General features: G+C 45.9%; 19 protein-coding genes. 6 read left to right on the top strand and 13 right to left on the bottom strand.

Annotated features, from left to right (window positions below; all coding sequences use genetic code 11):
- Positions 1-6: 6 nt before the first annotated feature.
- From ACFVQB_RS00175 to ACFVQB_RS00140, 8 genes are all read right to left on the bottom strand, one after another.
- A complete protein-coding gene (locus tag ACFVQB_RS00175; RefSeq protein WP_379434331.1) occupies positions 7-726 on the bottom strand; it encodes a M23 family metallopeptidase in 720 nt (239 codons plus the stop codon).
- Between the two features lie 245 nt (positions 727-971).
- On the bottom strand, positions 972-2,369 hold the full coding sequence (gene sufB / locus ACFVQB_RS00170) for a Fe-S cluster assembly protein SufB (RefSeq protein WP_379378071.1): 1,398 nt from the start codon (positions 2,367-2,369) through the stop codon (positions 972-974).
- A 20-nt stretch (positions 2,370-2,389) separates the two neighbouring features.
- A complete protein-coding gene (sufU, locus tag ACFVQB_RS00165; protein WP_063564289.1) occupies positions 2,390-2,821 on the bottom strand; it encodes a Fe-S cluster assembly sulfur transfer protein SufU in 432 nt (143 codons plus the stop codon).
- The gene (locus ACFVQB_RS00160; RefSeq protein WP_379434329.1) at positions 2,811-4,031 is read right to left on the bottom strand and encodes a cysteine desulfurase; all 1,221 of its coding nucleotides are present in this window, start codon (positions 4,029-4,031) and stop codon (positions 2,811-2,813) included. Before ACFVQB_RS00160 ends, sufU begins: the two co-directional genes overlap by 11 nt.
- Entirely contained in the window at positions 4,028-5,332 is a 1,305-nt protein-coding gene (gene sufD, locus ACFVQB_RS00155) for a Fe-S cluster assembly protein SufD (protein ID WP_379434327.1), read from the bottom strand. The genes ACFVQB_RS00160 and sufD overlap by 4 nt, the downstream gene beginning before the upstream one ends.
- A gap of 24 nt (positions 5,333-5,356) precedes the next feature.
- Positions 5,357-6,136, bottom strand: a complete 780-nt coding sequence (gene sufC / locus ACFVQB_RS00150; protein ID WP_379434326.1) for a Fe-S cluster assembly ATPase SufC — start codon at positions 6,134-6,136, stop codon at positions 5,357-5,359.
- 372 nt (positions 6,137-6,508) lie between these two features.
- Positions 6,509-7,084, bottom strand: a complete 576-nt coding sequence (locus ACFVQB_RS00145; protein WP_379434324.1) for a DUF1802 family protein — start codon at positions 7,082-7,084, stop codon at positions 6,509-6,511.
- 127 nt (positions 7,085-7,211) lie between these two features.
- Positions 7,212-7,673: a Dps family protein gene (locus ACFVQB_RS00140; RefSeq protein WP_053780517.1), complete on the bottom strand. Its 462-nt coding sequence runs from the start codon at positions 7,671-7,673 to the stop codon at positions 7,212-7,214.
- Positions 7,674-7,970: 297 nt separating this feature from the next.
- On the opposite strand from ACFVQB_RS00140, the gene mtnK reads away from it, so the two are divergent.
- Together mtnK and mtnA are read left to right on the top strand one after the other, a co-directional pair.
- On the top strand, positions 7,971-9,188 hold the full coding sequence (gene mtnK, locus ACFVQB_RS00135; protein ID WP_379434322.1) for an S-methyl-5-thioribose kinase: 1,218 nt from the start codon (positions 7,971-7,973) through the stop codon (positions 9,186-9,188).
- A 45-nt stretch (positions 9,189-9,233) separates the two neighbouring features.
- Positions 9,234-10,307 (top strand): S-methyl-5-thioribose-1-phosphate isomerase, encoded by a 1,074-nt coding sequence (gene mtnA, locus ACFVQB_RS00130; protein WP_379434320.1) that lies wholly within the window; start codon positions 9,234-9,236, stop codon positions 10,305-10,307.
- Positions 10,308-10,413: 106 nt separating this feature from the next.
- Here mtnA and ACFVQB_RS00125 read toward each other — a convergent pair whose 3' ends face one another.
- On the bottom strand, positions 10,414-10,716 hold the full coding sequence (locus ACFVQB_RS00125) for a YunC family protein (RefSeq protein WP_047842299.1): 303 nt from the start codon (positions 10,714-10,716) through the stop codon (positions 10,414-10,416).
- A gap of 231 nt (positions 10,717-10,947) precedes the next feature.
- On the opposite strand from ACFVQB_RS00125, the gene ACFVQB_RS00120 reads away from it, so the two are divergent.
- Positions 10,948-11,526, top strand: coding sequence for a hypothetical protein (locus ACFVQB_RS00120; RefSeq protein WP_379434318.1), 579 nt, complete (start codon positions 10,948-10,950; stop codon positions 11,524-11,526).
- Positions 11,527-11,674: 148 nt separating this feature from the next.
- Here ACFVQB_RS00120 and ACFVQB_RS00115 read toward each other — a convergent pair whose 3' ends face one another.
- Positions 11,675-12,061, bottom strand: coding sequence for a DUF423 domain-containing protein (locus ACFVQB_RS00115; RefSeq protein ID WP_379434317.1), 387 nt, complete (start codon positions 12,059-12,061; stop codon positions 11,675-11,677).
- 280 nt (positions 12,062-12,341) lie between these two features.
- On the opposite strand from ACFVQB_RS00115, the gene ACFVQB_RS00110 reads away from it, so the two are divergent.
- Positions 12,342-12,818, top strand: a complete 477-nt coding sequence (locus ACFVQB_RS00110) for a hypothetical protein (protein WP_379434315.1) — start codon at positions 12,342-12,344, stop codon at positions 12,816-12,818.
- Between the two features lie 118 nt (positions 12,819-12,936).
- Entirely contained in the window at positions 12,937-13,785 is an 849-nt protein-coding gene (locus ACFVQB_RS00105) for a DegV family protein (RefSeq protein ID WP_379434313.1), read from the top strand.
- 135 nt (positions 13,786-13,920) lie between these two features.
- Here the strand turns inward: ACFVQB_RS00105 and pdaA are convergent, their stop codons facing one another.
- Together pdaA and ACFVQB_RS00095 are read right to left on the bottom strand one after the other, a co-directional pair.
- On the bottom strand, positions 13,921-14,700 hold the full coding sequence (gene pdaA / locus ACFVQB_RS00100) for a delta-lactam-biosynthetic de-N-acetylase (RefSeq protein WP_379434311.1): 780 nt from the start codon (positions 14,698-14,700) through the stop codon (positions 13,921-13,923).
- 156 nt (positions 14,701-14,856) lie between these two features.
- Positions 14,857-15,255, bottom strand: a complete 399-nt coding sequence (locus ACFVQB_RS00095) for a hypothetical protein (protein WP_379434310.1) — start codon at positions 15,253-15,255, stop codon at positions 14,857-14,859.
- Between the two features lie 148 nt (positions 15,256-15,403).
- Between ACFVQB_RS00095 and cysC the strand changes: the two genes are divergently transcribed.
- Positions 15,404-16,042 carry an adenylyl-sulfate kinase gene (gene cysC / locus ACFVQB_RS00090; RefSeq protein ID WP_379434309.1) on the top strand — a complete coding sequence of 213 codons (639 nt, stop codon included), beginning with the start codon at positions 15,404-15,406 and terminating at the stop codon, positions 16,040-16,042.
- A 104-nt stretch (positions 16,043-16,146) separates the two neighbouring features.
- Here cysC and ACFVQB_RS00085 read toward each other — a convergent pair whose 3' ends face one another.
- Entirely contained in the window at positions 16,147-18,048 is a 1,902-nt protein-coding gene (locus tag ACFVQB_RS00085) for an ABC transporter ATP-binding protein (RefSeq protein ID WP_379434307.1), read from the bottom strand.
- Between the last annotated feature and the right edge of the window lie 3 nt (positions 18,049-18,051).

Raw genomic sequence — 18,051 nt, 5'->3', positions numbered from 1 at the left:
TGTTAATTAACTTGAGGAAGTGGAAGAGACCTTGATTCCCTTCTCCTTACGATACATGATGACAAGCAATCTCCAAAAATCATAACTGCCTGTATCGTTTATTATAAATGGTTGGTAATAATGATAAGCTTCCTCAGCCCAAGACGGACAAGCCATACTATAAATGTTTTTCTGCTGTTGGATCCAGGTCGACTGGGATTCCAGTATCTTCTCCATCGCTGTTAACCGCTCTCTTTCCTCCATCGTCATCGGGGTCCCCTCCTGCCCTTCAACCGTTGAACTATATTCAGATTGCAAATAGATCCCTGGATCAACAACACCATTCTCACTAGCCGTGTATCCATACGAAGGGGTACTGGTTTTACGTACCTCATAATGCACATGCGGACCCGTGCTTTCCCCCGTGCTCCCCTGGTTGCCAAGAAGATGCCCTTGTTTCACTTGCTGTCCAACTTTTACTGCAATTCGGGAAAGGTGAGCATAACAATGCAAGTAGCCTCTGTGATCCTGTACCGCAACCGTAAGCCCGTAACCACCGAATCCTGAGCCTGTAGCTCCTTCAGCAGCAAAACGTATAGTCCCGTCCATAAATGCATGTATGGGCCCATTCCATGGCTCTGTGACGAGGTCGATTCCACGATGAAATGTCTGTCCGCCAGAAACAGGATGAATACGGTAGCCAAATGAACTCGTAATCCGATATCCCTTAAACGGATTGTTGCTCATGTATTCACATCCTTTTCTATCATTAGATGCTTAAATCTAGTAAATGGCTTGTGCTATTGATCTTATTTTATTACAAAAAAACCAAGGATAGCATCCGAGCACGTTTCTACTGCAATAAAAAAAGATCGAGGGATGAACTCCTCGATCTTTCTTGATACTCTTCTATTTAGCTCACGTGAAACTGATTCAGCATAACTTCGCCACAATCAGAATTCACGTTTTCGAAACGGGCCATGGCAGCGGTATTAACCGATACTGCCTTCCATCTCGAATTTGATCAATCTATTCATCTCTACCGCATATTCCATCGGCAGTTCCTTCGTGAACGGTTCAATAAAGCCCATGATGATCATCTGTGTTGCTTCTGCATCGGTCAGACCACGGCTCATCAGGTAGAAGAGTTGATCCTCGGACACTTTGGATACCGTAGCTTCATGCTCCAGCATGATGTTATCATTCATGATTTCATTGTAAGGAATCGTATCGGATGTGGACTCATTATCCAGAATGAGTGTATCACATTTGATATTGGATTTCGCGCCTTCCGCTTGGCGACCAAAGGAAGCCAGACCACGGTAGGTTACTTTACCACCATGTTTACTGATCGACTTGGATACAATCGTTGATGTTGTATCTGGAGCCAAGTGAATCATTTTCGCGCCTGCATCCTGATGCTGGTTTTTACCAGCTACAGCGATGGACAGAACCGAACCTTTAGCTCCGCGACCTTTCAGTACAACTGCTGGATATTTCATCGTCAGTTTGGAACCGATGTTGCCATCGACCCATTCCATCGTTGCATTCTCTTCAGCAACCGCACGTTTGGTAACCAGGTTGTAGATGTTTGGTGCCCAGTTTTGAATCGTTGTGTAACGAACGCGGGCATTTTTCTTACAGATGATTTCAACGACCGCACTGTGCAGTGAGTTCGTGCTGTAGATTGGAGCTGTACAGCCCTCAACGTAGTGAACGAAGCTATCTTCGTCTGCAATGATGAGTGTACGCTCGAACTGTCCCATATTTTCGGAGTTAATCCGGAAATAGGCTTGCAGAGGTACTTCACATTTTACGCCTTTAGGAACGTAGATGAAGCTTCCTCCGGACCAAACGGCACTGTTCAATGCAGCGAATTTGTTATCTGCTGGTGGAATAACCGTTGCGAAATATTCGCGCAGGATTTCCGGATGCTCTCGAAGTGCAGTATCCGTATCCATGAAGATTACGCCCTGATCTTCCAATTCTTTTTGCATGTTGTGGTATACAACCTCGGACTCATACTGAGCCGATACACCTGCGAGGAACTTTTGCTCCGCTTCAGGGATACCCAGTTTATCAAAAGTTTCCTTGATTTCGGAAGGTACCTCTTCCCATGTTTTCCCTTGCTTCTCTGAAGGACGAACATAGTACTGAATCTCGTTGAAATCCAAACCGTCGAGATCTCCGCCCCATTTCGGCATCGGCATCTTTTCGAATTGTTTTAGGGATTTCAAACGGAATTCCAACATCCATTCCGGTTCGTTCTTAATCTTGGAAATCTCGGTAACGACTTCTGCAGTCAGACCTTTACCGGTTTGAAAGATGGATTTGTGTTCATCGCGAAAACCATATTTATACTCTTCCATTTCTGGTGCTTTTTTAGCCATCTTGCTCTACCTCCCTATCGTTATTGTACATTGTCCTCTTCGTCAATTCCTTTGCGTAATGCATTCCAGGCCAATGTGGCACATTTGATGCGTGCAGGGAACTTGTTCACACCGGATAGGGCTTCGAGATCTTCATAATCGTCGAAATCGACTTCTTCCCCTTTCATCAGTGAGGAAAAACGGTTAGCCATATCGAGTGCCTGATCCATCGTTTTGCCTTTGACTGCCTCCGTCATCATCGATGCCGAAGACATGCTGATAGAACAACCTTCCCCCGTATACTTGGCTTCCTGAACGATTCCGTCTTTCAGCAAAAGTTGCAGTGAAATCCGGTCGCCGCACGTTGGATTGTTCAAATTCACCGTGACAGCTTCATTATCAAACGTTCCGCGGTTGCGCGGGTTTTTGTAGTGGTCCATTATGACACGCCGGTACAGATCATCAAGTTGCATCGCCAAAATACTCCTTTGTCTGGATTAAGGCGCTGACAAGCCGGTCCACATCTTGTTCATTATTGTATAGATAGAAACTGGCACGAGCTGTTGAACTGACTTCCAGCCAGCGCATCAGCGGTTGGCAGCAGTGGTGTCCGGCACGAATGGCTACGCCACTCGCATCCAACACAGTTGCCACATCATGCGGGTGTACATCACCGAGGTTAAATGTAACCACTCCGACATGACGCTTGGCTGGTCCATAAATGGTCAGTCCGTCAATCTCGGCCATACGTTCCGTTGCATAAGCTGCCAGCACACTTTCATGATGAGCAATCTCATCCATGCCAATCTGCTCCAGGAAATCGATAGCTGCACCCAATCCAACCGCACCTGCGATAATCGGAGTTCCGCCTTCGAATTTCCAAGGAAGCTCTTTCCAATTGGATTCATAGAGACCGACATCATCAATCATTTCACCGCCGAACTCAACCGGTTCCATGGACTCCAGCAGCGCCTTTTTGCCGTAAAGTGCACCGATCCCGGTTGGTCCACACATTTTATGGCCGGATAATGCGTAGAAATCACAGTCCAGATCCTGCACATCCACCTTCATATGCGGTGTGCTCTGCGCGCCATCTACTACGATGACAGCACCATTGCGGTGAGCAATTTCTGCGATTTGTTTTACCGGATGAACAACACCCATAACATTGGATACATACGCGATTGCTACAATTTTGGTATTGTTCGTAATCGTCTTCTCCACATCGGCAAGATCAATATTACCATCTGGCTGAAGCGGAATATATTTCAATGTTGCTCCCGTTTCCTTGGCAACCTGCTGCCATGGAATCAGATTACTATGGTGTTCCATTTGAGTAATAACAATTTCGTCGCCTTCTTTGCAAACTGCGCGTCCGTAGGACGAAGCCACCAAATTCAAAGCGGTCGTTGTCCCACGGGTGAAAATAATCTCCTGTGTGCGCCGTGCGTTGATAAACTTGGCAACCTTCTCACGTGCGCCTTCATAAGCGTCCGTTGCACGGCTTCCAAGCGTATGAACACCACGATGCACATTGGAGTTCTCATATTCATAATAATGCTTAATCGCTTCGATTACAGCCAGCGGCTTCTGGGAAGTCGCTGCGTTATCTAGGTATACGAGCGGGTGTCCGTTGATTTCCTGGTGGAGGATCGGGAACTGCTCGCGAATGGACGGGTTCATTGTCCCAGTTTCCGTTCGATGAGAGACTGCAATTGGGTACGCAGTGCTTCCAGAGGAATATCCGCCACCACCGGAGCCAAGAAGCCGTAAATGATCAGGCGTTCCGCATCCGTACGGTTAATCCCGCGCGACATCAAGTAGTGAATTTGCTCTACATTGACTTGACCTACAGAAGCCGCGTGACCTGCTGTTACATCATCCTCATCAATGAGAAGGATTGGGTTGGCGTCTCCACGAGCTTTCGGGCTCAGCATCAGTACTTTCTCTGTTTGCTGTCCGTCCGCTTTGGTAGCGCCTTTCTCAATCTTCGTAATTCCGTTAATGATTGCAGAAGCTTCTTCACGCATAACTGCACGTGTAATCATCTGGCTTGGCGTGTTTTTGCCGAAGTGACGAGCTTCTGTAGTATAGTTGATTTTCTGGGAACCGGAGCCTACAGCGATGACTTTGGAATCAGAACTTGAGCCATTTCCTTTGAGAACCGTCATCGTGTTGCTTGCCGTATCGCCGTTGTTCATCTCGCCAACGATCCACTCAATCGAACCATCGTTCTCAACTACTGCACGGCGGAAAGATACGTCAGTAACACTTGTGCTCAGCTGGTGAACCGAAGCGAAACGAACTTTGGCACCGGCTTTCACGAATACTTCCACAACACCGTTATGGAAAACAGGTGAAGACAGTTCGCCGGATACATAATTATCCACATAAGTTACAGAGCTGTTTGCTTCAGCAACAACAAGCACGTGCGGTGCAAACGTTGCAGATGCATCATCTGTGAGGAGGACCGCTTGTAAGGGAACTTCAATCTCTACGTTTTTCGGAACATAGAGGAATACCCCACCGTTCCAAAGTGCTGCATGCAGTGCTGCAAGTGAATGCTCATCTGCTTTCACAGCCGTATTCAGATATGGTTTTACCAGATCACTGTGTTCGCGAACTGCTGTAGCCAGATCCGTGAAAATAACTCCTTTTGCTGCAAGATCAGCAGACAACTTGGAATATACTGTACCGGAATTACGCTGGATAACCAGACTGCCTTCCGCTTGGTCCTTAACCAGATCTTTAATGGAAGCTGGTACTTCCTCAAGGGAAGCAATCGCTTCACTAGCTTTATACGTGCCGTACTCGCTGACATTCCAGCGTTCGATTTTTTGTTTTTCCAGTTTGGGAAGCGCAAGCCCACTTGCAAGCTTAAGGGCTTCGAGCCGCTGCTCGGTCAACCAGCCGGGTTCATTATTGCTTTCCGACAAGGCGCGAAGCGCTTCAGATTCAACCGGAAGAATTGTTTGTGTAGTCATTGATTATCCTCCTCCGTTTTGTCTTTACGCTTGACCTACAGTTTCGTCTGTGATTCCCAGCTCTTCCTTAACCCAGTCATATCCCTCAGCTTCCAGACGGTGAGCCAGCTCAGGTCCGCCAGACTTCACGATACGACCTTGCATCATTATGTGTACGTAGTCAGGAGTAATGTAGTTCAGCAGGCGTTGGTAGTGAGTGATGATCAGGAATCCGCGATCTTCGCTCTTCATTGCATTTACACCGTTTGCCACGATTTTCAGAGCATCGATATCCAGACCGGAGTCGATTTCGTCAAGTACTACGATTTTTGGATCAAGCAACATCATTTGCAGAATCTCGTTCCGTTTTTTCTCACCACCGGAGAAACCCTCGTTCAGGTAACGGTGAGCAAATTCAGGATTCATGTCAAGCTCTTTCATTTTACCTTCCATTTGGCGAATGAACTTGATCAGGGAGATCTCGTTGCCTTCACCACGACGTGCGTTGATTGCGCTACGCAGGAAGTCAGAATTCGTTACGCCAGCAATTTCACTCGGATATTGCATAGCCAGGAACAGACCTGCACGAGCGCGCTCGTCTACTGCCATATCCAATACATCTTCACCATCAAGTGTAATCGTACCGTCTGTTACTTCATATTTAGGGTGCCCCATAAGTGCAGAAGCCAGTGTTGATTTACCAGTTCCGTTCGGACCCATGATAGCGTGGATTTCTCCACCTTTCATTTCCAAGTTGATGCCTTTCAGGATTTCCTTACCTTCGATCGTCGCTTTCAGACCTTCAATGACGAAATTCGTAGCCATGTGTATTGTTTCCCTCCATTGATTAAATTGATGTTTACTGTCGAAAACGAAAAAGCGCCTATTAATATCTGAACAGGGCTTCCCCTGAATTTCTCCTGTACTCCAATCTCCAAAGCAAGAATCACTTTAGAATAATTCTAAACTGATTCTCAATGATTATCAAGTCATTTCCTGAGAACTCTTGTCCCTTACAGGGAACATTATTCTATCTGATTCTATAATAAAAGCCAGATTGAATCAAATGACAAAACATCTTCGTCATAAATAGACAGTGAGAAAAATCACAGGGATTCAACCTTTTATCAAATCTGCTCCTCTCAACCGAAAAAAGGACCTATCCATATCATGGACAAGTCCTTCCGATAAATAACATTACATTTTGAGCGTCTCGTTAATCTTCTGTACCTGTTCGTCAAAATCCGCAACGTCCACCACCGGCGTCATTTCGCGCGGCACCGGACCATTCGGAATGGAAATCCATGAACGGCATCCGTTGTATTCAGGTAATACGGGAATCTCCATCGGTTCCTTCAAACGGTACACTCGGAGTATCAATACGTGGAGTGGATCTTTGCGTTTCCACTTTAGGCGGTCTTCGGCAAAATCTGCAGTCCACATATGAAAGTCAAGAAGTCGATCCAGCATCTCCTGATCTCTGATCTCCAAATCCTGTGTCACTTCAGCATATGCTGTTAGACGGATCGTCGAGGCTTCAGGCACCCATTCGGCCAGTGATTCCTCAACATAGAAATGATCAGAGGACTTTATCAGTTCTTTACGCTGATGTTCATAAGTCGGATACAGATAGAACGCTGGACTTTTCAACTCAAAACGTCGGGTTTCCTCCACAATCCCGCCTTTGCGCATCACCATAATCTGGCGACCCGTTTCCAGCGCTTTGATTGCGGAGGCCCATTCTTTTAATGCCGGTACAGTTGTGCCTATCATAACGTTCTCCTCCCAAAGTCAGTCTTGTCAGCAGTATAGACGCTCGGCGTCGTCCTGACAACGTGAAAGATAGGTTAGAGTAACTGTATGGTTTATAAGCCAACGAACTCAGTAAGTGAGAATGTAATTAGCCCAAGAAAGAGCGCAGCATCCACATATGTTTCTCCAGATCAGCCTTAAAGCCTGTCAGCATATCGGATGTTGGTTGGTCTTCCGCAGCGTCTGCCACTTCAATACCTTCCTGGTACTCGTTGGACAAGGTAGCAAAATCCTCGATCAGATTCTGTACCATTGTGTTGGCATCTTCGCCACCAGCAGCCTCTTGAATGGAGGACAGCTCAAGATATTCTTTCATTGTAGCTGCTGGGCTGCCTTTAAGGGTAAGAATGCGTTCAGCAATTTCATCCATTTGTACAGTCACTTCATTGTAAAATTCTTCGAATTTCACGTGCAGTGTGAAAAAGTTAGGTCCTTTTACATACCAGTGATAGTTATGGATTTTTACATACAGGACGTTCAGGTTTGCCACCTGACGATTAAGTACTTGTTCCACCGATTTTGCTTGATCCGTTTTGTTTTTTGTAGCCATCTTAATCCCATCCTTTTATTATAAATTAGTCTGACATTCACTATAAGCAGGTTATCCTGCGTAAATGACAGAGATTTAACATTGCGGCACCACCAAGTGGTGGAGAGCCTTGTCGGCGGTATTTCTGTCAACCGTCCGGCCTATTTGTTTTTACCCGTACACCGGAAGTTCGAAACAAGTCAGGTATAGGTTGTCTCAAAAAAAGGGTACAAAATCACAGTTATTTCCGATATACTGACATATACCAAGCAAAGAAGTGGGTTTTCCTGTTTCTTCATATATATGGAGGTGGCATTCTTGTCCCAATATCGCCCTTTAACACCCCAGGATGCAATCGAACTGGCCAAAACTTTACCGGGTCCGTTTGTGGCAGATGCGAATCTGGAATGTCGTGAGATCGGTGACGGCAATCTGAATTTGGTCTTCCATATCACGGATCAGAACTCCGATAAAAGTATCATTATCAAACAAGCTCTTCCTTATGCGAAAGTGGTCGGAGAATCATGGCCACTCTCCCTGGTCCGTGCCAGAATTGAACGGGAAATCCTGCAGGAAGAGTATCGTCTATGTCCGGGAATGGTGCCCGAAGTGTACCATTATGATGATGATCTCGCCTTAACCGTGATGGAAGATTTGAGCGATCATGTGATTATGCGTAAAGGCCTCATCGATGGCGGAACATATCCTCTTTTTGCACAACATATTGGGGAGTTCATGGCAAGAACATTGTTTTTCACTTCAGATCTTGGCATGAACCAGCAACTGAAGAAAGAGAAACAGGGACGATTCGTCAATCCGGATCAATGTAAAATAACCGAAGATCTGATCTTTGATGAACCGTATCGCATTGCGGAGAAAAATAATTATGAGGCTTCCATTGAAGACGAAGCGGAAGCACTTCGTACAGATGGAGAACTTCATCTTGAAGTAGCTTTGCTGCGCGAGAAATTTCTCACCCATGGTCAAGCTCTACTTCATGGTGATTTGCACACAGGCAGTATTTTTGTCACACCTGAATCCACCAAAGTCATTGATCCCGAATTTGCCTATTTCGGCCCGATGGGATTTGATGTAGGAGCCGTGCTTGCCAATCTGCTTCTCCATTACGCCTCGCTGCCAGGTCGATTCCAGGATCAGACGGCTCTTCATAAGCGTGAAACGATTTTGCTGGATATGGTTCGTGACGTATGGACTGAATTTGAATCCCGCTTCCGCGGTCTGTGGGCTTCCGATTTGGTTGATCCTATGGCTAAGGCTCCTGGATACGAAGATCTTTATGTACAACAATTATTCAGAGATTCTGCTGGCTTTGCTGGCGCGAAAATGGTCCGCCGTATTGTCGGACTTGCGCATGTCGCAGATATCGATACGATTGAAGATGCAACACAACGTGAACGTGCTCAGCGCAAAGCGCTGGCCATTGGTAAAGCACTCATCAAGCGTAATCGCAATCTGAATACCATTGGTGAACTTCTAGATACTGTAGCTACTGCGGTTACTTCTATTAAAGTTTAACTTAAAGAATGCATAAGGCTTAACTCAAGGAACGGAGGAACATCCATGACAACCCCTGAACATCAGCCTCTGTCCTCCCTTATATGGAAACAGGACAAGCTTGAAATGCTTGACCAGCGTCTGCTGCCTGAAACGATTCTGATGCTGAAACTGTACACGCCCGAGGAAGTATGGGAATCCATCCACTCAATGAAAGTACGCGGTGCTCCCGCAATCGGGATCGCTGCTGCATTTGGCGTCGTACTAGGTGCCAAGGCATATGACGGACTTGGCATACAAGGTTGGCTGGATCATGTAAAATCCATCTGTGCTCATCTCGCTACTTCCCGTCCCACGGCTGTTAACCTGTTCTGGGCGCTGGATCGCATGATGCAAAAAGCCAGTGACCTCGCTGAATCCGGTGCAAATATCGACGATAGCAATACTGTTCTTGAAGCGGAAGCTCTCTTGATTCAGAAAGAAGACGAAGAAGTTTGCCGCCTTATCGGTGAAAATGCCCTTCCTTTGTTCGTAGACGGTATGGGTGTCCTCACACACTGTAATGCAGGCGGACTTGCAACCGCGAAATACGGAACGGCGACTGCACCGATGTACCTCGCTCACGAGCGCGGCATCAACCTGAAAGTATTCGCAGACGAAACTCGCCCTGTCCTTCAGGGTGCACGCCTTACGGCCTTCGAGCTCCAGCAAGCCGGTATTGACGTTACTCTGATCTGCGACAACATGGCAGGCATGGTCATGTCCAAAGGCTGGATTCAGGCAGTTATCGTCGGTACAGACCGCGTCGCTGCCAATGGGGATGTAGCTAACAAGATCGGAACTTACAGCGTAGCGGTCCTTGCCAAAGCGCACAACATTCCTTTCTATGTTGCCAGCCCACTGTCCACCATTGACCTGTCTACGCCATCCGGAGATCTTATTCCGATTGAGGAACGTGCTGCGGAGGAAGTAACTGAAGGTTTTGGCAAACGTACGGCACCGCAAGGTGTGAAAGTATTCAACCCGGCGTTTGATGTCACTCCTAACGAATATGTAACGGCCATTATTACGGAAAAAGGCGTGGTTCGCGCTCCTTTCAAAGAGAATCTGGCTGCCTTGTTTGCCAAGGATGAAGCATAATTAGTGGAAGTAAGATTAATCGTTTGATATAGGATGGGTACATGTAAATTAAAAGAGAGGGCTTCCCAGTTGGGGAGCCCTTCTTTCATCGTTGATTATTCAGGGATTAGATCATTTTGAGCAATGCTTCTACACCCGTCATGCCAACCGTAATGCCCATAGCTTCGGCTTCCGTGGTCACCGACTCCATAGGTGCATGCAGCAGCTGTTCCAATGTGCGCACGCCAACCGCCCGAGCTGCAATAATTTTGCGATTCCCAAGCTTCTCATTAAGTAATCCCACATCGAGTGCTCCGCACATGATATATCCTTTGGATGTATTAATCGTCAGTAATGTCGTTTTGGGCAATTTCACTTCTACCCCGACCAGAACATGTTCTCCAACCACAATCGGCTCCATCGTCACCATAATTTCCCGATACACCTCCTCTTCCACAGGTCACGATAATTGTATGCCTCATTCTGGATAGCCGTGTGGACACCTGCGGAGAAGGATTGGAAATGCATATGGTTTTACTTGAATTAGCCTAAGTGGTTCGCTCATTTTCTATGTCTCCAGCACTATGATTTTTGCCTTTTTAATGATATAGTGTATTGAAGCATGTTTTTGCTGACATATCTTTTAACGGGGCTGGGATGAATGAAAGAAACCTTATCCAACGAAGAAGAAATCGGCTTTTTATTCAATGTCGATATTCTTATTAAGAGCCGCTCGAATGCATTGGCACTGCAGTCCCTGTTGGAGTTCATTAACAAAGAGGAACAAATTGCAGACTTCCGGATTCAATCCGGCATAGAGCTAGGCAAAATTATTGAAGTGACACTGCAGTCCAAAAAGGACTCATTCGCCTTTCTTCATAAAGAAAGAAAAAAATCACAATCCAATGCAAGACAGAAGAACTCTTCACCAAATCAAGCGACGGCTTCAACCGTTCCAGTCAAACCACAAAGTGAAATCGAAACACCTGCTTCCCAGAAAGTTCCTTCAACCGAAGCATCCAACACTACCAACGGAAATTCATTCGATGTATGGATTGATACCCTTATCAAAGAAAACCGTCTTACTCGGATCGTTGTGAACAACAAAAACGGCAGGCATCAGAGTATTCCATGCCGAATATTGAATTTCGATCGGGATAACAGCATTGTAAGCGTCTACCATGTGGATGAAAAACAAGTGTATACGTTCCGAACCAATGAAATTGATGAGTTTCTTTAATTCAATGAGCATTCAAACGAAAAGCAACTTACGGGGGAATTCCTTAACATTCCCCAGGCAAGTTGCTTTTTTAGTTTTTCTTTCTGCTAACAGGTAACTGGGACAACTCGAGTTGTGACCAGGCCTTTTGTTGAGCTTTGTAAACGCATTATAAGCGGTCTTTTCCCCGTTGCCATACGTCTATTGCTAATAACAACCATCCGACAATAAAGGCTACCCCGCCGATTGGCGTGATGGCTCCCAATATTTTAATACCTGAAATACTCAGTACATACAGACTGCCCGAGAATATGATAATTCCAATAAACAGCAGGCGTGCTGCCCACTTGAGCTTGGTGGACGGTCCAAGTTGGCCCGCTGTAAGACCAATGATCAGCAGTGCGATTGCATGTATCATGTGGTACTGCACTCCGGTTTCATACACGGCTATGGCGTCTGCACCAATTTTCCCCTTGAGCATATGTGCACCAAACGCACCAATAGCTACAGAAAGCATTGTCAGTACAGCACCAAGCATCATCCATTTCCGTTGCATTTGCCTTCTCTCCCTTAATTCATCTCTCAACTATTCATTTTAGCGAATCCTTGCAGTGTTTACCAGTAAGGTACAATGCGGAAGGCATTCATATGTCTGGTTATATATACTTTGCTTCGCTTTTGCCTCAAAATCGACGAAAACTGGCGTGAAACCTTGATTTTTATCGATTTTTATGGAAAAGTAAAAAGGAATGCCTTCATTCTCTTGATGAGAATCATAACACCCGGATTAGGTTAATTACACTCATGACCACGATTAAGGGAGGGATAAATCATTTATGGATAATCAAAATAACCAGAATAACCATCATCCTTATCAATCAGGTTCCAGTACGGATTATTCAGATCCCAATCATGATAGCCTGTTTACACCTTACCCCTCCGCCCTGGAAGACCCATCCGTGGGTCGATTGAAACATTCTGGGCCTGGTATTGCAAGTTTTGTGATTGGATTGGTCTCGATCATTGGTTACATGCTGACTTTATTTATTGCCACGATGGCTATCAACAGTGCAATTGGCGTCGTAACCACACCGATACAAGTGGAAGAGATTGCATTGCATCCGGCAGTTGTTCTAGCTTCTCTGGCTATTCTGGTTTGTCTGATTCTTAATCTGGCTGGACTCATTCTCGGCGTGATTGGGCTTATTCTCAAGAATCGAAAAAAAGTCTTTGCTATTATTGGAACCATTCTCAGTGGAGTCATGATTCTGGCGTTTGCAGGGCTTATAATTGCAGGTATCTATATGATGTAAAAGCGTATCCGCTTCACATTCATTCTTCAAAAATGATAATGAAATAACACTGATCCATCTCAACATGATCCATTTGATCCATTCTATTGCCAAATTTTCGTATCCAAAGGAGATTGACATGTCACGAATTAAAATTTTCACGGACAGCACAAGTGATCTGGCCCCAGCATGGATCCAGCAGCACGATATCGGTATCATCCCTTTATATGTCGTGTTCGGTGAGGAATCACTGAAGGACGGTGCTGAAATTAAGCCGGAGCAGCTCTATGAACGTGTAAGCAGGGATGGGCGTCTGCCCAAAACGGCAGCACCTTCACCTGCTGATTTCATGACGGCATTTCAACCTTACATTGAACAAGGGTATGATATCTTATATATCAGCTTGTCCTCTGAACTTTCCTCAACCTACCAAAATGCAAGATTAGCCAGTTCCGAGTTTCCGGAAGGTCGCATCTCTGTCGTGGATTCTTTGAATCTTTCTTCCGGGATTGCCCTGATGGTCATGAAGGCAGTGCATGCAGCTGAAAAAGGTCAGGGCCTGACGGAAATTACACATCTCGTTGAAGCCATCAAACCGAATGTGCGAACTGAATTTGTCATCGATACGTTGGAGTATCTGTACAAAGGTGGACGCTGCTCTGGCATGCAAAACCTGATTGGCAGTCTGCTGAAAATCCGCCCCGTCATTCGGGTAGCGGATGGCAAGATGTCACCTGCGTACAAAGTCCGTGGCAAACGGGAAAAGGCCTTGGAACAAATGCTGCAAAACACACTTAACCATAAGGAACAGATCGACCGCGATCTCGTTATCGTTGTGCACACCATGGCCGAGGAAGATGCGCTTGATTTGCAAAAGTCTCTGCAGGAGCAGACTGGAGCACGAGTGGAATTAACTACGGCTGGTTGCGTTATCTGTAGTCATTGTGGTCCCAAAACGATTGGTATCATTTATAACACGGTTCTATAAAAGGCCTCTCATCACACAGCATGTTTCCTTAACGATTAGAATCATGCCTGCTTAAACCATCAAAAACCAAGCCAGAAAGGGCATCCCAAGCTACCGTAGCTCAGGATGCCCTTTTTCTATTGTAAACATGTAACATTAATAACTTTTTGTTTTTAGGTCATTCAAACTCTTGAACGCATATCCTTGCTTACGAGCCTCATCAATAATGGAGGCTAGCGCCTCCGTGTTATCTTTCGACACAGAGTGAAGCAGAATCACTGCTCCCGGATGGAGCTGTTTCAGGACTTGCTGACGTGCATACTCTGTCCCTCGTTGCACTTTGGTATCCCAATCTTTATAAGCAACGGACCAAAACACATTAACGTAACCTTGCGCATGGCTCTCTGCGAGTGTTCGGTTATTGAATATTCCACGTGGTGGCCGTAAGAAGGTCGCTTGCTGTCCAGTCAATCGATTGACCTCAGACCGTACCTGATCGAGCTCTGTTCTTATTTTTTCATTGGAAACTCGGGTCATATCGGGATGGCTCCAGGAGTGGTTACCCACTATATGTCCTTCTGCCGCCATTCGCTTAACCAATTCAGGCTGGTCTTTCAGATAATGTCCGGTGACAAAAAAAGCAGCTGGCACTTTCTTATCCCGCAGAACATCCAAGATGGCTGGCGTAAACCCATTTTCATAACCGTTATCGAACGTAAGATACAGCTCTTTCTGTTTTGTATCCCCCAGGAAAATGGCATCGTTATGCTGCAATATCTCCTTAAATCCTTCCTGGTCAATGGAAGGTAACTGGCCGTTTTGGCTTTTTTTGAAACCAAAGTGATAGGCTCCATTTATTGGCGATGCTTCAGTATGTGCCGGTAGTACACCGAAAGTCAATATAGCCAGCAGCATGTAAAGAACCATTCGCTTCATTGATATCCGCTCCTGTTCCTGAAAAATTCGGTTTGTCGTTTCCTATCACGAACACCTTCAGGTAATATGCCACAGGAACAGCTAATGTATGTAAATTTCAATCACAGATCATTTCACATACATACACCAATGGGGCCCCACTTCTCATTTCTGCGTTCAAAACCGTTTATTGTCTCGCTCCGGATGATGAAACAATTCAAGTAATGTCTGAGGTTTCCCACTGGAAGCCAGCCACTCTCTCACCATTTCTATGGCACGTGTCTGACCATCCCCACTGTCCCGCCAGGTAAGCAGCTCAATAACTTTAATAATCAGGGCAGACATATTGTGGTTATCATGTTCAGACCGATCTGCCCGCAATTTATGATATAAAGCCTCCTGCTCCCAATCAAGCAAAATCTCGTCACCAATGGTAGGTTTCATCAATGTGTATCCCCTACCACATCCTGAACAGCGAACCGCACTGACCTGCTCTTGAGCAAAGATTGCCCGGATATCCTGATCGCAATCCGCGCACTGGAAATAAACCTGTATGTTGTGTATGTTATTGTTCATGTTGGTGTTCCTCCTGCTATGTATGTACTACATCTATACCCGAATTTTCGTTGATTCACGCTATATTCCGTCAAATTCAGAAGGTGCTATAATCTTGTAAATATGTTAAAATATTATACATATCATAAGTAGGAAGAGGCGGATATCCATGTCAAAGGAAGATCGTAACATTACCTGGCAGCAATCCAGCTTAAACAGGCAGGACAGGGAGAAACATAACGGTCATCGCAGTCGTGCCTTATGGTTCACCGGCTTATCCGGCGCAGGGAAATCCTCGCTTGCATTTGCCCTGGAGCAGTATCTATACGAAAAAGGGGTTCATTGTTACGTACTTGATGGGGATAACGTACGTCATGGACTGAATCGGGATCTTGGATTCACGGCCGAGGATCGGCAAGAAAATCTGCGCCGGATTGGTGAAGTATCCAAGTTGATGGTAGATGCCGGGTTATTTGTTCTTTCCGCCTTTATCTCGCCAGATGCACAAGATCGGAATATGGTTAGACAGCTCTTTGAAGCTGATGATTTCATTGAAATCTATGTACGTTGTTCGATCGAAGAGTGCGAACGCCGTGATCCGAAGGGGCTTTACAAAAAGGCCCGCAGCGGTGCCATTCCACATTTCACAGGAATTTCTGCCCCTTATGATATTCCAGAAGATCCTACACTGATCATTGATACCGAAGAGCTGTCTATCGAAGAAGCCGTGCATGAAATTGTGCAGCATCTGGAACGCGTTGGTGCTTTTCATCTGCCGCAGCCTGTTAACAATGCCATCGTTCACTAAAGGCAATCATATTGAATTACTTCTCCTACTACACATAGATCAAAGGCGCTGCCTCAAATGGCGCGCCTTTTTGCTTTGTTCATTTCCCGAATTTACCGAGAGTTTCATTGCCCCACGACCCCCGCCTGCATATTCAAAAGTTTGCTGAACGTGCCTACCGGATCAGTAGACAATTGCTGATAACCCCCTTGTTGGATAACCCGGCCCTCCTCCAATACAATCACTCGATCCGCTGTTCGAATGGTGGATAATCGGTGCGCGATAACAATAACAGTAACATGCCCTTTCAGGCGCTCAAGGGCCTCATGAATATGCTGTTCGTTCTCACTATCCAGCGCACTTGTCGCCTCATCCAATACCAATACAGAAGGGTTCCGAAGCATGGCGCGGGCAAGCACCAAACGCTGACGTTCACCGCCGGATAAGCGGATGCCCCGATCACCGATAATGGTATCCAGTCCTTGCGGAAGTTTGCGGACAAACGTTGCAGACGAAGAGAACTGTAATGCATGCCACATCTGTTCCTCACTGGCATTTGGGTCAACCAGGCGCAAATTTTCACGAATGCTCGTATGGAACAGAAAAGGGTCCTGAGAGACATAACCTATTGAACTTCTCCAGGCTAATAGTCGATTTTCGGTTAACGGCACACCATCCACCAAAATCTGACCACTCTCCGGACGTATGAGTCCCATAATCAGATCTATCATCGTGCTCTTCCCAGCTCCCGATTTGCCTACAATGGCCGTCATGCCTTTCGCAGGGATGGATGCATACGCTTCAAATAACGAGTAGGTATCACTGCCTTCGTAGCGATAATTGACTTGCTGACACTCGATAGACTCCTTAAGCACCAAGGGTTCAATGGGCCGCACATCGCCATCTTCCTGCTCATTCGGCTTGACCTGAGCCTTCATTCTAACCGAACGCGGACCGGGAACTGTTAACTCAGGATCATATGGTTCACCAGCATGAACTGCTTTTTCGCTAATCTCACGGCTTTTCTCGGTCTCTGTCTGTAACTCTCTCACAATCTGAAACGCGGGCAGCATCGAACTCATATACTCCAGATTGGACTGAATGGACGTGAAACGTGGCCACAACCGTGAAAAGATCAGAATGATGAGCAACAAACTTGCCGGAGGTACAGCGAGCACATGCAGGGATAAATAGATAAAAGCAGCAATAATGACAGCCGCCGATACTCGATGAATCAATTGTGTACCACTGTTCAACTGGCTGAACTGAATTACGTTTTGTTCAATCCGCCCACACATACGCTCAAACCAGCTAATATGTGATTTTTCGAGCATATTGCTCTTAATATCCTTGATTCCATTAAAGTGCTCAGTAATACCGTTATAATAGCTTTGTGAATATTCCGAGGTCTGATCCCCAATCTGTTTTGCCCGCTTCACAAATTTTCTCAAGACAATAAACAATACCAATCCGCAGACCAGGACAAGGGTGGTTAACTTGGCAGACAACCAGAAGGCCAGGCCGATTTGAATGCCGGTGAAGATCAAGGAAGCCGCCATTTGCAGCATAATATTTGTTCCCTGACTGACACGGGCGAGTTCGGTCGTTAATATATGATTAAAATCGGATTTTCGTTTTTGGAGAAAAAAAGACCACTGCGCCATAATGATGGCACGATAGGTTTCCATGCGCAGCGTTCGAACAAATTGCTGCTGAATTCGAGTGTTGCGAATCGTCTGAAGACGTTGAAGCCAAGCCTGTCCAGAGACAATCAGGACAAAGGTCAACAGCACCAGCAGCAGCCGGCCATTTTCCGGAAAACGATTTAAAAATTCAGATATCCAGGGTAAGTGCAGACCTGTTGTACCCATTTCAAAAATACCAATAAGACTTAACATTGGAACGAGCATATATATGCCGATTCCTTCCATCAGACTGATGCAGATCATGCCCAGCAGGTTCCAATATAACACTGGGCCTGTCACACGATGCAGCTTGCGCATAAAAAATTGCAATTCCGAAATCATACG

Origin of the sequence: Paenibacillus sp. NPDC057886, assembly GCF_042796655.1 — a bacterium.
Classification (GTDB): Bacteria; Bacillota; Bacilli; order Paenibacillales; family Paenibacillaceae; genus Paenibacillus.
The sequence above is the reverse complement of the archived record's forward strand: the minus strand, read 5'-3'. Positions and strand labels throughout refer to the sequence as shown.

What these genes read in the sequence shown, in the direction of transcription:
- ACFVQB_RS00125 (WP_047842299.1), bottom strand. Translation starts at nt 10,716, where the DNA reads ATGGTGACGATGGAGCCGATTGTGGTTGGAGAACATGTTCTGGTCGGG.
- ACFVQB_RS00160 (WP_379434329.1), bottom strand. Translation starts at nt 4,031, where the DNA reads ATGAACCCGTCCATTCGCGAGCAGTTCCCGATCCTCCACCAGGAAATC.
- ACFVQB_RS00095 (WP_379434310.1), bottom strand. Translation starts at nt 15,255, where the DNA reads ATGAACAATAACATACACAACATACAGGTTTATTTCCAGTGCGCGGAT.
- sufU (WP_063564289.1), bottom strand. Translation starts at nt 2,821, where the DNA reads ATGCAACTTGATGATCTGTACCGGCGTGTCATAATGGACCACTACAAA.
- ACFVQB_RS00115 (WP_379434317.1), bottom strand. Translation starts at nt 12,061, where the DNA reads ATGCAACGGAAATGGATGATGCTTGGTGCTGTACTGACAATGCTTTCT.
- pdaA (WP_379434311.1), bottom strand. Translation starts at nt 14,700, where the DNA reads ATGAAGCGAATGGTTCTTTACATGCTGCTGGCTATATTGACTTTCGGT.
- ACFVQB_RS00120 (WP_379434318.1), top strand. Translation starts at nt 10,948, where the DNA reads ATGAAAGAAACCTTATCCAACGAAGAAGAAATCGGCTTTTTATTCAAT.
- mtnA (WP_379434320.1), top strand. Translation starts at nt 9,234, where the DNA reads ATGACAACCCCTGAACATCAGCCTCTGTCCTCCCTTATATGGAAACAG.
- sufB (WP_379378071.1), bottom strand. Translation starts at nt 2,369, where the DNA reads ATGGCTAAAAAAGCACCAGAAATGGAAGAGTATAAATATGGTTTTCGC.
- sufD (WP_379434327.1), bottom strand. Translation starts at nt 5,332, where the DNA reads ATGACTACACAAACAATTCTTCCGGTTGAATCTGAAGCGCTTCGCGCC.
- ACFVQB_RS00085 (WP_379434307.1), bottom strand. Translation starts at nt 18,048, where the DNA reads ATGATTTCGGAATTGCAATTTTTTATGCGCAAGCTGCATCGTGTGACA.
- ACFVQB_RS00145 (WP_379434324.1), bottom strand. Translation starts at nt 7,084, where the DNA reads ATGATAGGCACAACTGTACCGGCATTAAAAGAATGGGCCTCCGCAATC.
- ACFVQB_RS00140 (WP_053780517.1), bottom strand. Translation starts at nt 7,673, where the DNA reads ATGGCTACAAAAAACAAAACGGATCAAGCAAAATCGGTGGAACAAGTA.
- ACFVQB_RS00175 (WP_379434331.1), bottom strand. Translation starts at nt 726, where the DNA reads ATGAGCAACAATCCGTTTAAGGGATATCGGATTACGAGTTCATTTGGC.
- sufC (WP_379434326.1), bottom strand. Translation starts at nt 6,136, where the DNA reads ATGGCTACGAATTTCGTCATTGAAGGTCTGAAAGCGACGATCGAAGGT.
- ACFVQB_RS00110 (WP_379434315.1), top strand. Translation starts at nt 12,342, where the DNA reads ATGGATAATCAAAATAACCAGAATAACCATCATCCTTATCAATCAGGT.
- cysC (WP_379434309.1), top strand. Translation starts at nt 15,404, where the DNA reads ATGTCAAAGGAAGATCGTAACATTACCTGGCAGCAATCCAGCTTAAAC.
- ACFVQB_RS00105 (WP_379434313.1), top strand. Translation starts at nt 12,937, where the DNA reads ATGTCACGAATTAAAATTTTCACGGACAGCACAAGTGATCTGGCCCCA.